Source organism: Micromonospora sp. NPDC023888, assembly GCF_040639415.1.
In the GTDB taxonomy this organism is placed as follows: Bacteria; Actinomycetota; Actinomycetes; order Mycobacteriales; family Micromonosporaceae; genus Micromonospora.
In genome coordinates, this window is sequence record NZ_JBEZZW010000001.1 from 1 (window position 1) to 13,234 (window position 13,234).

The 13,234-nt window shown below is 72.0% G+C and carries 11 protein-coding genes; 3 read left to right on the forward strand and 8 right to left on the reverse strand.

The window, feature by feature from the left end; translation table 11 throughout:
* Positions 1 to 109: 109 nt before the first annotated feature.
* Positions 110 to 952 carry an endo alpha-1,4 polygalactosaminidase gene (locus tag AB0F61_RS00005; protein WP_357801485.1) on the reverse strand — a complete coding sequence of 281 codons (843 nt, stop codon included), beginning with the start codon at positions 950 to 952 and terminating at the stop codon, positions 110 to 112.
* 117 nt (positions 953 to 1,069) lie between these two features.
* Positions 1,070 to 2,362 carry a CAP domain-containing protein gene (locus AB0F61_RS00010; RefSeq protein ID WP_357801486.1) on the reverse strand — a complete coding sequence of 431 codons (1,293 nt, stop codon included), beginning with the start codon at positions 2,360 to 2,362 and terminating at the stop codon, positions 1,070 to 1,072.
* A 373-nt stretch (positions 2,363 to 2,735) separates the two neighbouring features.
* On the opposite strand from AB0F61_RS00010, the gene AB0F61_RS00015 reads away from it, so the two are divergent.
* The 3 genes from AB0F61_RS00015 (at position 2,736) to AB0F61_RS00025 (ending at position 7,522) form a co-directional block, all read left to right on the forward strand.
* Positions 2,736 to 2,930: a hypothetical protein gene (locus tag AB0F61_RS00015; RefSeq protein WP_030487463.1), complete on the forward strand. Its 195-nt coding sequence runs from the start codon at positions 2,736 to 2,738 to the stop codon at positions 2,928 to 2,930.
* 357 nt (positions 2,931 to 3,287) lie between these two features.
* Positions 3,288 to 6,902: a chromosome segregation protein SMC gene (smc, locus tag AB0F61_RS00020; protein WP_357801487.1), complete on the forward strand. Its 3,615-nt coding sequence runs from the start codon at positions 3,288 to 3,290 to the stop codon at positions 6,900 to 6,902.
* Positions 6,902 to 7,522, forward strand: coding sequence for an HAD-IA family hydrolase (locus AB0F61_RS00025; protein WP_357801489.1), 621 nt, complete (start codon positions 6,902 to 6,904; stop codon positions 7,520 to 7,522). Before smc ends, AB0F61_RS00025 begins: the two co-directional genes overlap by 1 nt.
* Before the next feature lie 7 nt (positions 7,523 to 7,529).
* On the opposite strand, the gene AB0F61_RS00030 is transcribed toward AB0F61_RS00025, so the two are convergent.
* The 6 genes from AB0F61_RS00030 to AB0F61_RS00055 form a co-directional block, all read right to left on the reverse strand.
* Positions 7,530 to 8,051, reverse strand: a complete 522-nt coding sequence (locus tag AB0F61_RS00030; RefSeq protein WP_357801491.1) for a DinB family protein — start codon at positions 8,049 to 8,051, stop codon at positions 7,530 to 7,532.
* Positions 8,052 to 8,104: 53 nt separating this feature from the next.
* Entirely contained in the window at positions 8,105 to 8,635 is a 531-nt protein-coding gene (locus AB0F61_RS00035) for a DinB family protein (protein ID WP_357801493.1), read from the reverse strand.
* 42 nt (positions 8,636 to 8,677) lie between these two features.
* Positions 8,678 to 9,172: a universal stress protein gene (locus AB0F61_RS00040; RefSeq protein ID WP_357801495.1), complete on the reverse strand. Its 495-nt coding sequence runs from the start codon at positions 9,170 to 9,172 to the stop codon at positions 8,678 to 8,680.
* A gap of 9 nt (positions 9,173 to 9,181) precedes the next feature.
* Positions 9,182 to 10,801, reverse strand: a complete 1,620-nt coding sequence (locus AB0F61_RS00045) for an MDR family MFS transporter (protein ID WP_357801497.1) — start codon at positions 10,799 to 10,801, stop codon at positions 9,182 to 9,184.
* A gap of 145 nt (positions 10,802 to 10,946) precedes the next feature.
* Positions 10,947 to 11,387 (reverse strand): MarR family transcriptional regulator, encoded by a 441-nt coding sequence (locus tag AB0F61_RS00050; RefSeq protein WP_357250448.1) that lies wholly within the window; start codon positions 11,385 to 11,387, stop codon positions 10,947 to 10,949.
* A 10-nt stretch (positions 11,388 to 11,397) separates the two neighbouring features.
* Entirely contained in the window at positions 11,398 to 13,125 is a 1,728-nt protein-coding gene (locus AB0F61_RS00055) for an alkaline phosphatase D family protein (RefSeq protein WP_357801498.1), read from the reverse strand.
* Positions 13,126 to 13,234 lie beyond the last annotated feature (109 nt).

Genomic DNA, 13,234 nt, shown 5'->3' on the forward strand with positions numbered 1-13,234 from the left:
CGACGGGGTGCACCCGTTGGAATACAAGCCGGATGTCTGCTGGCAGCTACCGATCCGCCGTGATCAGGAGTGGGTCAAGCGTCCGGACAACTCCACGGCCACCGCCGTCTCAGGGCAGTGGGCAGGCTTCCCGCCACGCATCCAGGTTGCGGTCCTTCCGGATCGAGGCGAAGCCGTAGCCGACGGTGGTGACACAGAAGTCGTCGGTCGAGGCGGCGTACTCCACGTGGAAGACCGGCTTGCCCGCGTCGACGAACGGCAACAGCTTGGCGCACTGGCCCAGCCGGACACACTCCTCGTTTACCGCGAAGTCGAAGTCCGGGGCCAGCGCGGCGAGCTGCGGCACGTCGTTGACCAGCCCGGGGGAGAGGCTCAGCGCGCGGGCCAGCTCGGCGAGTCGGCGGTTGAACAGCAGTTGGTCGTCGAAGTCGAGTGGGAAGCCGGTGCGGGACGCGTACCCGTCGGCGTCGGCGAACGCCACCGCCCCGAAGCCCTTGCCCCGGCACAGCCGGAACCGGTCGGCCAGCACGGGCTCCAGCGCGTCCCAGCTACGGACGTCCAGCCAACGGCTGTCCGGTCGACGGGCTGCCGCGCCCTGCACGGCGTTCGGCAACCGGCTGGCGTCCGGGTCGGCGGAGCGGACCGAGCCGACGTGCACCTGGCAGATCAGCCGGCGGTCCCGGGACCGCAGCTCGGCGGTCTGCGCGGCGGTGGTGTCCACCGGATCGAGCAGGAAGACGTCCGCTTCCACCGCCGGGTCGAGCGGGCCACTGAGCTGCCACTGCCACTGCCACAGGCGGGCCTGCGCGGCCGGCCACTGGGTGGGTGCGCCGGGCGGGGTCAGCTCGGGTCGGCATCCGTACGCCGGCATCACCAGGACGAGTGCGACACCGGCCGACAGGACGCGGCGCAGTGGGCGTACGGCGACGCGTCGCCGCGGCCGGATCCGCATCGGCAGCTCCCGGGTCCCGGACGGCCCGTCGCCGTCCTCACCGGTACGCCGCCCCCACGCTCCGGCCCGGCGTACCTCACCGGGTCAAACGAGCGCGGGGGCGCGAACGACGCGCGGTCAGCGCGGCGCCGCGAAGACCTGGGTCCAGTACGGCCCGTTGCTGCTGGCGATTCCGACGCCGATCTCGGTGAACGCGCAGTTCAGGATGTTGGCCCGGTGACCGGAGCTGTTCATCCAGGCGTCCATCACCGCGGCCGGGGTCTGCTGGTTCCAGGCCACGTTCTCGCCGTACGTGCGCCAGGCGTAGCCGACCCGGTCCAGCCGGACGCCGGCGTTGCTGCCGTCGCTGCCGGTGTGCGACATGTTCTTGTGGTCGGCCTGGTCCTGGCTGTGCTTCTGGGCGGCGGTCATCAGCTTGTCGTCGATGCTCAGCGCCGCGCAGCCGGCCTTGGCCCGCTCGGCGTTGACCAGGTCCACCACCTCACGGGCCTGGGCGCTGACGGTGCCAGTGCCGCTGGAGCCGCTGGAACCGCTGGAACCGTTGCTCGTGCTCGGCGCGCTTGTGCGCGGCGTTCCGCGCCGGGACGCGGCGGTGGTACGCGACGCCTCCGGTGTGGGCTTGACGGCTCTGCTCGGTGTCGGGCTCGGCCGGGTCGGGGTGGGCGTGCTTGTCGGGGACGGCGCGGCGAGGGTGTCGAGGGTCGGCTCCTCGGTCGGTGCCGCGGACGCGGCGAAGGTGTCGTCGACGGCCGTCGGCTGGCTGGCCCCGTCGTCACCGCCGGGTAGTCCGAGCGCGCCGACGCCGAGGCTCACCACGAGGGTGGCCGCCGCGGCGGCGCCACCGATCATCAGCGGCCGTCGCCAGCGGCGGGGGGAGCGGTGTCGCCCCTCGCCGGGCCGGCTGGCACCGGCGGACCAGTCATCGGTCGGCCCCGGGCCGGCGTCGGGCCGCCAACCACCTGTCGTCTCCGGGCCGGCGTCGGCGTGCCAGCCGTCACTCGTCGTCCCGGCGGGGCTGCTGCCGTGCCAGCCGTCACCCGTCGTCCCGGCGGGGCTGCTGCCGCGCCAGCCGTCGCTCGTCGGCCCAGCAGTGCTGTCGTGCCAGCCCTCGGTGGTCGTCCCGGCGGGGCTGCTGTCGTGCCAGCCCTCGGTCGGCTCGTGCTCCGGGCGGTGGTCCGGCCAGGCGGCGGGGTGAGCGCCGGCCGGCCCGTCGGGGGTCTCCGGGGTCGACTGCCAGCCGGTTGTGGGCTGCTCCCGGTGCCACTCGTCGCCGGGCTGGTCCGGGTCGTCACCGAACAGGTAGGCCGAGCGGGGCTCCGGACGGTCGTGCAGCCAGGTCGGCTCGTCGGTCTGCCGGTCGGCGCGCCGGGAGGCGCCGTTCGGGTCCATCGGGTCGGTCCAGCCGTACACGCCTATGCCTCCACGGGTCGGTTGCGGGCCGGGGTGACGCTACGGCGCGCCCGCGACCTGCGGCAACGTGGCTAAGGAAGAGTTAAGGGGAACTCGGACGCCAGGGTGCGGAATTCCGCGGATCCGGGCGTACAGTAAAGGTGTCCGGACAGAGCGTGTCCGTGCCATTGCGGCAGCCCCCCGACAAGTGGACAGGTCGACGTAGAGATGATCTACGGCCTGCGAGAACTTGACGAAGGAGGGGTTTGCGGCTCAATATATAGGTGTCGCCAGTCGCGCCCGGTCATGCCCAGATACAGCCTGGAATGACAGCCGCGTACAAATGGGCGCGCGTTGGTCCGGCCTTTCCGGCAGCGCATATCAAGGAGTCAGCATGGCGAAGGCCCTCTACGGCCACGTAGGTGCAGCGCCCGACCGGCGTCTGCTCGACGAGGTCACCCGACTGCGTTCCAGGGTTCAGGCACTGGAGTTCGAGATCACCCGGTTGCGTGCCGACAATGATCGGCTTGCTGCGGCCGCCGCGGAGGCAGACGATCTGCTCCGTCTGGCCGAGCCGGCGTTGACCTGATCTTCGTGTCGCAAAACTGAATCGCACTCTCGCAAAATGCGCGCCGACACCTCTGTGCCGGCGCGCAACGCTGTCCGCGCCCTTTCGCTGCCGACGATTTATGATCTTGCGGTCGGTTCCGCCGTTACCGCGTGCCCCGTATGCGAATAGCACGCCGAGCGATAAGCCGATCATGAACGGCTCTCGTCCCTGTCGTGATCGCCAGAACAACGGCACGCTCGCGTCTCGGCCTCGCGCCGCACGCGGCCCGGGGCGGGTCGCGTGCCCGCCCGCTCCCACCACCGGGTTAGTCTGCGAGTTCACCCAGGTCCCCACAGCCGGCGACGGTACGGCGGCCACCGGACGAGGATCGAGAAGGTGTATCTCAAGAGCCTGACGGTGAAGGGCTTCAAATCCTTCGCCTCCGCCACGACGTTGAAGCTGGAGCCCGGGATCACCTGCGTGGTGGGCCCGAACGGCTCCGGCAAGTCCAACGTCGTCGACGCCATCGCCTGGGTGCTCGGCGAGCAGGGCGCCAAGGCGCTGCGCGGCGGCAAGATGGAGGACGTCATCTTCGCCGGCACCGCCGGCCGCGCGCCGCTGGGCCGTGCCGAGGTCACCCTCACCATCGACAACACCGACGGCGCGCTGCCCATCGAATACACCGAGGTCTCCATCACCCGCCGGATGTTCCGCTCCGGCGAGAGCGAGTACGAGATCAACGGCAACACCTGCCGACTGCTCGACATCCAGGAGCTGCTGTCCGACTCGGGCATCGGCCGGGAGATGCACATCATCGTCGGGCAGGGCCGCCTCGACGGCATGCTGCACGCCAAGCCGGAGGACCGCCGCTCGTTCATCGAGGAGGCGGCCGGCGTCCTCAAGCACCGCAAGCGCAAGGAAAAGGCGCTGCGCAAGCTCGACGCGATGCAGACCAACCTGAACCGCCTCACCGACCTCACCGCCGAGCTGCGCCGCCAGCTCAAGCCGCTGGGCCGGCAGGCCGAGGTGGCCCGCCGGGCAGCCGCCATCCAGGCCAACCTGCGCGACGCCCGGCTGCGCCTGCTCGCCGACGACCTGGCCACCCTGCGGACCACCCTGGACCGGGAGATCGCCGACGAGACCGCGCTGCGGGAGCGGCGTGAGCAGATCGAGGGCGAGCACGCCGAGGTGCAGGGCCGGCTCGGCGAGCTGGAGGCCGCCCTCGCCGAGGACGCTCCGCTGCTCGCCGCCGCCCAGGACACCTGGTACAAGCTGTCCGCCCTCCAGGAACGCTTCCGCTCGATCGAGCAGTTGGCGCGGGAGCGGCTGCGGCACCTCAGCGCCAGCGGCGACGACGAACGGCCCGGCCGCGACCCCGACCAGCTCGAAGCCGAGGCGGAACGCGTCCGCGAGCAGGAGGAGGAGCTGCGCGCGGCGCTCACCGACGACCAGATCCGGCTGGCCGAGGCGGTCGAGCACCGCCAGGAGCTGGAACGGCAGCTCGCCGCCGCCGAGCGGGAGCTGGTCGCCGCGGCCAAGGCCATCGCCGACCGGCGCGAGGGAATGGCCCGGCTCACCGGTCAGGTCAACTCGGCCCGAGCCCGGACCACAAGCGCCGGTGAGGAGATCGAACGGCTCGCCGTCGCGCACGCCGACGCGATGGGCCGCGCCGAACAGGCACAGGCCGACCTGGACGCGGTGGCCGCCCAGTCCACCGAGGCCGACCGGGACAACGCGGACCTGGACGCCCGGCACGCCGAAGCGGTTGCCGTGCAGGAGCGGGCGCAGGCCACCGTGCGATCGCTTGCCGACGCCGAACGGACCGCGGAGAAGGACGCCGCCACCTGGAAGGCCCGGGAGGAGGCGCTGGCCCTGGGTCTGCGGCGCAAGGACGGCGCCGGGGCGCTGCTCGCCCGCGCCGGCGACGTGCCCGGCCTGCTCGGCAGCCTCGCCGGGCTGCTCACCGTCGCGCCCGGCCACGAGGCCGCGCTGGCCGCCGCGCTCGGCGGTCTCGCCGACGCGGTAGCCGTCAGCGGGGTGGACGAGGCCGTCGAGGCGATGCGGCTGTTGAAGATCTCCGACGCCGGCCGGGCCGGTCTGCTCGTCGGCAGCCCGGCGGGGCCCGGCATGACCGGCTCCGCCGACGCGCTGCGCCCGAAGCTGCCCGATGCCGCCAGGTGGGCCCCCGACCTCGTGGAGTGCAGCGCCGAACTGCGTCCGGCGGTGCACCGGGCACTGCGGGACGTGGCGCTCGTCGACGATCTCGCCGCCGCGGCCGACCTGGTCGCCAACAACCCCGAGCTGCGGGCGGTCACCCCCGACGGCGACGTGGTCGGGGCGTACGCGGCGGCCGGCGGGTCGGCCAAGGCCCCCAGCTACATCGAGGTGCAGGCGGCCGTCGAGGAGGCGCGCAGCAACCGGCTCACCGCCGAGCGCGGTGGCGCCGAACTACGCGATCAACTCGTGGAGGCGCGCGCCGAGGTGGCCGCCGCCAAGGAGGCCGTACAGCACGCCGCCGCCGAGAAACGCGAGGCGGAGAGCCACCGCAACGCCGCCGCCCGCCGGTTGGCCGAGCTGGGCGCGGCGGCGCGTTCGGCGAAGGCGGAGACCGACCGCCTCGGCGAGTCCCGAGCCCGTGCCGAGGCGGCCCGGCAGCGGGACCTCACCGCGCTCGCCGAGCTGGAGGAACGGCTGCGGCTGGCCGAGGAGACCCCGGTCGACGCCGAGCCGTCCAGCGAGGAACGGGACCAACTCGCCGCGATGGTGCCGCAGGCCCGGCAGAACGAGATGGAGGTCCGGCTCGCGGTGCGTACCGCCGAGGAGCGGGTCTCCTCGATCGCCGGTCGGGCCGACTCGCTGACCCGGCAGGCCACCGCGGAGCGGGCCGCGCGGGAACGCGCCGCGGCCCGGCGCGCCGCGCGCACCCGGGGCGCGGGCATCGCCCGTGCCGTCGCCGGCGGCGCCCGGGAGGCGCTCACCCGGCTCACCACCTCTATCGCGACGGCCGAGGAGCACCGCGACGCGGTCGCCCGGGAACGCGCCGCCCGCGAGGCCGAGCTGCAGGAGGTACGCGGGGCGGCCAAGCGGCTCGGCGCTGAGCTGGAGCGGCTGACCAGCCAGGTGCACCGCGACGAGGTGGCCCGCGCGGAGCAGCGGCTGCGCATCGAGCAACTGGAGGCGAAGGCCGCCGAGGACTTCGGGTTGGACGTGGAGACGCTTGTCGCCGAGTACGGTCCGACTCAGCCCGTTCCGCCGACCCAGGTGGACGTCGCGGCGGCCGAGCGTGACGGTCTGCCGGTGCCCGAGCCGGTGCGCTACGAGCGGCCGGTGCAGGAGAAGCGGGCCGCCAAGGCGGAACGTGAACTGGCCCTGCTCGGCAAGGTCAACCCGCTCGCGCTTGAGGAGTTCGCCGCGCTGGAGGAGCGCTTCAAGTTCCTCTCCGAGCAGCTTGAGGACCTCAAGGCCACCCGTCGGGACCTGCTCACCGTGGTCAAGGACGTGGACGAGCGGATCCTGGAGGTCTTCGCCAGCGCCTTCGAGGACACCGCCCGGGAGTTCGAGCAGGTGTTCACAGTGCTCTTCCCCGGCGGCGAGGGCCGACTGATCCTCACCGACCCCGAGGACCTGCTCACCACGGGCGTCGAGGTGGAGGCCCGCCCGCCGGGTAAGAAGATCAAACGGCTGTCCCTGCTCTCCGGTGGCGAACGGTCGCTGACCGCGGTGGCCATGCTGGTGGCGATCTTCCGCGCCCGGCCCAGCCCGTTCTACATCATGGACGAGGTGGAAGCGGCGCTTGACGACGTGAACCTGGGCCGGTTGATCACGTTGCTGGCACAGTTGCGGGAGAAGAGTCAGCTGATCGTCATCACGCACCAGAAGCGGACGATGGAGATCGCCGACGCGCTCTACGGCGTGACGATGCGCAGCGGGGTCACCCAGGTGATCAGCCAACGGCTCAACCGGGCCGACGAGGACGACCAGCGGCACCGCCGCGGCGAGGAGAACGGGTAGTGGCTCGGGAACGCGCGACGGCGCTCCTGCTGGACTTCGACGGCGTACTGCGCCGGTGGGACCCGGCGGTGGCCGCCGTTGTCGAGCGGGAGTACGGCCTCTCCGAGGGGGTGCTCGGCGAGATCGCCATGCAGTGGGGGCGGCTCCAGCCGGTGCTCACCGGCCAGGTCAACCACGCCGAGTGGATGAGCAGCGTGGCGGACGCCCTGACCGAGTCGGTGGGCAGCCCGGAACGGGCCCGCGCCGCCGTCGAGCAGTGGCAGAGCTACCGGGGCGAGGTCGACCAGGAGGTGCTGGCGTTCGTCCGGGAGGTCCGTGCCGCCGGGATCACGGTCGGCCTGGCCACCAACGCCACCGACCTGCTCGACGCCGACCTGGCCGCGCTCGGCCTGGTCGGCGAGCTGGACGTGGTGGTCAACTCCTCTACCATCGGGGTGCACAAGCCGGCCCCGGAGTACTTCCAGGCCGCCTGCCAGGCGCTCGCCACCCCGCCGGCCCGGGTCCTCTTCGTCGACGACGAGGACTGGGCCGTGCGGGGTGCCCGCTCCGCCGGGCTGTCGGCGCACCGCTGGGGCGGCCACGCCGACCTGCGCTACCTGCGGGCGGCCCTGGACCACTGAGCGTCTGTCAGTCGCCGGTGACGCCGTCGATGCGTTCCCGGATCAGGTCGGCGTGACCGTTGTGCCGGGCGTACTCCTCGATCATGTGCACGTACACCCAGCGCAGGTTGAAGGTGCGCTTCTTCGCGCCGACCTCGGTGAACGTCTCGTCGAGCGCGTGGCCGGCGGCGGCCTCGCGGGCCAGCGCCACCTCACGGTGGAAGGTGGCGAAGTCGGCCTCGGCGTCGGCGGCGCTGACGTCGTGGTCGGCGTCCGGGGTCTCCGGGGTGAAGTACGGGTAGTCGACAGGCTCGCCGGCGAAGTTCTCCCGGAACCACCAGGCCTCCACCTCCGCCAGGTGCCGGACGAGACCGAGCAGCGTCAGCCCGGATGGCTGCACGCTCGGCGTGCGCAACTGCTCCCCGGTCAGGCCGGCGCACTTGAGCAGCAGCGTCTGCCGGTGGTAGTCGAGCCAGCCGTCGAGCATGGTGCGCTCGTCGCCGACGTACGGTTCGGGGGTCCGGGTGATCTCCGGTGCGATCCAGGTCATGCCGCGCATCCTGCCTGGCGCCCCGGACAGATCGCGAAGGATTATCAGTTGGGTTAGTCGCCGGTGACGCCGTCGATGCGTTCCCGGATCAGGTCGGCGTGCCCGTTGTGCCGGGCGTACTCCTCGATCATGTGCACGTACGCCCAGCGCAGGTTGAAGGTGCGGGTGCCGTCGCTGCGGGTCAGCGTGAACGTCTCGTCAAGTGACCGACCGGCGGTCGCCGCCCGGGCCGCGTCGACCTCGGCGCGGAAGGCGGCGAAGGCGGCCTCCGGGTCGGCGTCGGTCGCGGCGTGGAAGTCGGCGTCGTTGTCGGTGTCGAAGTCGTAGAGGTCGGGCAGGTCCTGGCCGGTGAAACGCTGGCGGAACCAGGACCGCTCGACGGCGGTCATGTGCAGGACCAACCCGAGCAGGCTCAAGCCGGACGGCTCGACACTCGCCGTGCGCAGCTGCTCGGCGGTCAGGCCGGCGCACTTGTGCAGCAGGGTGTCGCGGTGGTAGTCGAGCCAGCCCTCCAGCATGGTGCGCTCGTCACCGACGAGGGGCTCGTGGGTGCGGTCGATCTCCGGTGCCGTCCATGTCGTCATCGGGCCATCCTGGCGCTCGGGTACGACACTCGCGACAGGATTTCAGGGCACCACGACGACGGGCCAGTGGCCGGTACGGACCAGGCGGGTGGCGACCGAGCCGATCAGCCGGTGCCCGGCCTGCTCGGAGGTGCCCACCACCACCATGTCGGCCTGGAACTCGTCGGCCGCCGCGCACAACTCGCCGTACGCGTCGCCGCGCCGGAACAGGAAGGTCACCGGGATGCCCCACTGCTCGGCCCCGCGCCGGCACTCCCGGCGCAGCTCGTCGGCCAACTCGTCGTGGGTGCGCTGGACCGCGCCGGCGTCCATGCCGGGCACCAGCGCGGTCAGGCCGCTCGCCGAGCTGACGAAGACCACCACCAGGGCGGCGCCCTGCCGGCGGGCCAGGCCTGCGGCGTAGGCACCGGCCCGCTCGGAGGTGCGGGTGCCGTCCACGCCCACCATGATCACCCGAGGGCCGTCCGTGCCCCGTTCGAAGGGCAGCGGGCGGGTCCTGGGGCCGTAGTCCTCGCGGTCCGGTGCTCCCACGCCCATCGTCCTACCTCACCTCTGGTCGCCGGTGCGGATCACTGCCGCGCCCGCGCCGGCTGCGACTGTCGATTCCCGCTCGACCTCGTCGGAAACCGGGTTGCCGTTGTGCTGGCGCAGCGGCACCTCCTTGATGAAGGCCACCGCGATCAGTGCGACCAGCGCGAAGGGGGCGGCGGTCAGGAAGATGTCACCGGCGCCGTGGCCGTACGCGCTCTCCACCACCGCCCGCAGCGGGCCGGGCAGCGTGTGCACGTCGGGCAGGGTGCCACCGCCACCGGAGCTGGAGGCGGGGATACCGAGCTGAGCCAGCCCGTCGGCGGTGTAGTCCTTGACCTTGTGGGCGAGCACCGCGCCGAGGGCGGAGACGCCGATCGCGCCACCCAGGCTGCGGAAGAACGCCACCACCGAGCTGGCCGCGCCGAGTTCGTGCGGGCCGACGGTGTTCTGCACGGCGAGGACCAGGTTCTGCATGGTCATGCCCAGGCCGACGCCGATCAGCAGCATGTAGACGCTGAGCAGTGTGAAGTTGGTGTCCGCGCGGAGCGTGCCCATCAGCGCGAAGCCGATGGTGAGCAGCGCCGACCCGATCACCAGGTACCGCTTCCAGCGGCCGGTCTTGGTGATGACCCGTCCGATGACCGTGGAGGCGACGAGCAGGCCGAGGATCATCGGCAGGGTCATCAGGCCGGACATGGTGGGGCTCTGCCCGCGGCTGATCTGGAAGTACTGGCCGAGGAAGATCGACGCGCCGAACATGCCGACACCGACCGCGATGCTGGCCACGACGGCGAGGGTGATGGTGCGGTTGCGGAACAGCCGCGGCGGGATCATCGGCTCGGCGGCCCGGGTCTCCACCCGGATGGCGAGGGCACCGAGGAGCAGCGCGCCGACGACCATGACGGCGGTCTGCCAGGAGGCCCAGGCGAACTGGTCACCGGCGAGGGAGACCCAGATCAGCAGGACCGAGACGGCCGCGGTGATCAGGGTGGCGCCCCACCAGTCGATCTGCGCCTTCCGCTTGACCACCGGCAGGTGCAGGGTCTTCTGGAGCACGATCAGGGCGACGATGGCGAACGGCACGCCGACGTAGAAGCACCAGCGCCAGCCGAGCCAGGAGGTGTCGACGATCACGCCGCCGATCAGCGGGCCACCGATGGTGCCGACGGCCATCACGGCACCGAGGTAGCCGCTGTAGCGGCCCCGCTCGCGCGGCGCGATCATCGTGGCCATGATCACCTGGGCCAGCGCGGTCAGGCCGCCGGCGCCGACGCCCTGGAGCACGCGGCAGGCGATCAGCTCTCCGGTGCCCTGCGCGAGACCGGCCAGCACCGAGCCCAGCACGTAGATGCCCAGGGCGAGCTGAACGAGGGTCTTCTTGCTGGTCAGGTCGGCGAGCTTGCCCCAGATCGGGGTGGTCGCGGTGGTCGCGAGCAGGGCCGAGGTGACCACCCAGGTGTACGCGGACTGGCCGCCGTGCAGTTCGGTGATGATCCGCGGCAGCGCGTTCGAGATGACCGTGGACGAGAGGATCGCGACGAACAGGCCGAGCAGCAGGCCGGAGAGCGCCTCCAGGATCTGCCGGTGGGTCATGGTGACGGCGGTCGCCGGGCTGGGCACTGTCGCCTGGCTCATCGTTGTTGCCTCCGAGCGGAGTTGAGGTGGAGCGGCGGCTGGTGGTGCGTACGGGCCGCCTGAGAGTTGCCTGAAGCAACCGTATGCCTTGGTTGCCTGAAGCAACAACTTGGCGGATTGACGCTCTATTCCCCGCAGTGGGACGCTACTGCCAGGAGTCGTTGAACCGGCCGAGCAGCCTGGCGAACTCCTCGACGTCCCGGCTCGGCCAGCCGTCAAGCGCGCGCAGGAACTCGCCCAACCGGGCCGCACGAGCGACGTCGAACCGGCGCTGGCCCTCCTCGGTGAGGCGGATCTGCGCGGCCCGCCGGTCGCTCGGATCGGGGTCGCGATGGACCAGCCCGAGGGCTTCCAGCGCGTTGATCTGCCGGCTCAGCGTGCCCTTGCCCACACCGAGCCGCGACGCCAACTCGGTCAACCGGATCGACCCACTGCGCCGCAACCAGAGCAGCAGCCCGTAGGTGTTCGGTTCCAGATTCGGGTGTACCTCCCGGGCGATCTCCCAGGAAACCGCCCGCCCACGACGCAGCAGAGCGGTCAACTCGTGCTCAACCGCCCGGATCGGCTCCGGCAGGTGCTCGTCCACGGCGTAGAGACTACGGCGCGGTCGGCTCCCCGCCGCCGGAGAGTCGACGCCGCATCACGGGGCGTAGGTGCCCGTCCTTCGTGGTGCCCTCGATGACCACGTCCGCCCCACGCCCCTGATGGGTCAGGGTGGCGACCGCGTTGCCGAAGTAGGGACCCGCGAGCTTGCGCCAGCGCACACCCGGCCGCCGTACGCCCGCCGAACGGGCCAACGCCCGGGTCGCCCCCGCCGGGCCCGACGACCAGCCCAACCGCATCAGCGGACGGATGCCGGCCGGCACCTGGTTGTGGATCGGCGAGCAGGTGAGCTGGTGCACGGGCGTGACCACCGCCGGGTCGAGGAACCGGGCCCGAGCCACGTACGAGTGGTGCACATCCCCGGACAGCACGCTGATCGACGCCGGAGGGGCGTACGCCGGACCGGCGCCGACCCGCGCGCCGGACTGCCGCGGAGTGCCGGTGCCGATCCGGGCGAAGGTCTCCGCGAGTGCCTCGAACGAGCGCCGGAACGCCGCCCAGTGCTCCAGGTCAAGAGCGCGGCGCAGCTTCTCCGCCCCGCGCGCCACCCACGGTCGGCGTGAGTCCGCCAGTTTCTCGTTCCACGCCTCGATGTGATGGATGCCCTGCGGGAGCAGCCAGGGCAGCGACGCGCCGACCACCAGGTGGTCGTAGATCCCGTGCGCCTGGTCGAGGAACCAGGACCACTCGCCCGGTGGCAGCATGGCCCGGCTGCCCGGGTCGAGCACCCGGCTGCACCTGTTGTCGAGCATGACCAACCGGGTCCGGCCCAGATCCAGTGCGTAACTCCACTGGTACTGCACCGCGCGCCACCGCTCGGTGTCGTGCGCCAGGTCCGACTCCTGGTCGACCCGGTGCCCGAACTCGCGCAGCACACCCGTGGCGTCCTCGGCGGCGGCGACCTTGGCGAAGACCGGGTCGGCGGCGATCTCCTCCGGGGACAGGTTGCCCAGGTGCTGGTAGACCCAGTACGAGGCGAGCCCGCTGCCGATCCGCTCCTGCCACCATGGCTGCTCGCGCACCTCCGCGCGCCAGGCCGCCGAGGTGTTCCAGTCGTCGATGATCTCGTGGTCGTCGAAGATCATCACACTCGGCACGGTGGAGAGCAGCCAACGGATCTCCGGATCGCGCCAGGACTCCAGGTAGAGCTTGGTGTACTCGTCGAAGCTCACCACCTGGTCGGCCGGGGCGCCCTTCGGCCGCCGCCGCCGCCGACGCAGCAGCCGGCGCACCGTGGGCGAGGTGACATCGGCGTAGACCTGGTCACCGAGCAGCACCAGCAGGTCGGGCAGCGGGTTCGACTCCGGGTCGGCCATCAACCGCCGGGCGTACGCGTCAAGCGCGTCCGGCGGCAGCTTCCGGGTGGTGGCGTGCTGGGTGGTCTCCCGGCACGAGCCGAAGATCAGACTGACCGGCTGGTCCCGGTCGTCGGTGGCCCGGGTGCGGATCACGCTCGGCGGGAAGCCGCTGCTCGGCACCGGCCAGACCACCTCGTCGTCGACGAGCACCTCGTAGGTGGTCGCGCTGTCCGGGGTGAGCCCCTCCACCACCACCAACGCGTAGTGGTGCTCGTACGCCGAGAAGGTGGCCGCGGTGCCGGTGGCGCCGTCGGCGGTGCGGACGGTGACCACGGCGGGCGCCGCCGTCTCCACCCAGATGGTCGCCCGGGTGTCGACGACTCGCCGCAGGAGGGGGCCGATGAGGAGGTGGGCGGCGGGCATGCGGCCGAGCCTACCGCCGGTTCTCGGCACCAGCCGGGTGCGGTGGCTGAGACTCCGGGCACCGGTCGGGGTGCGGTGGCTGGGACGCCGTCGCCGCCATCTGACAGGA

Coding starts and splice junctions, on each gene's coding strand:
- AB0F61_RS00005 (WP_357801485.1), bottom strand. CDS start 952: ATGCGGATCCGGCCGCGGCGACGCGTCGCCGTACGCCCACTGCGCCGC.
- AB0F61_RS00015 (WP_030487463.1), top strand. CDS start 2,736: ATGGCGAAGGCCCTCTACGGCCACGTAGGTGCAGCGCCCGACCGGCGT.
- AB0F61_RS00030 (WP_357801491.1), bottom strand. CDS start 8,051: ATGACCTGGATCGCACCGGAGATCACCCGGACCCCCGAACCGTACGTC.
- AB0F61_RS00035 (WP_357801493.1), bottom strand. CDS start 8,635: ATGACGACATGGACGGCACCGGAGATCGACCGCACCCACGAGCCCCTC.
- AB0F61_RS00040 (WP_357801495.1), bottom strand. CDS start 9,172: ATGGGCGTGGGAGCACCGGACCGCGAGGACTACGGCCCCAGGACCCGC.
- AB0F61_RS00045 (WP_357801497.1), bottom strand. CDS start 10,801: ATGAGCCAGGCGACAGTGCCCAGCCCGGCGACCGCCGTCACCATGACC.
- AB0F61_RS00055 (WP_357801498.1), bottom strand. CDS start 13,125: ATGCCCGCCGCCCACCTCCTCATCGGCCCCCTCCTGCGGCGAGTCGTC.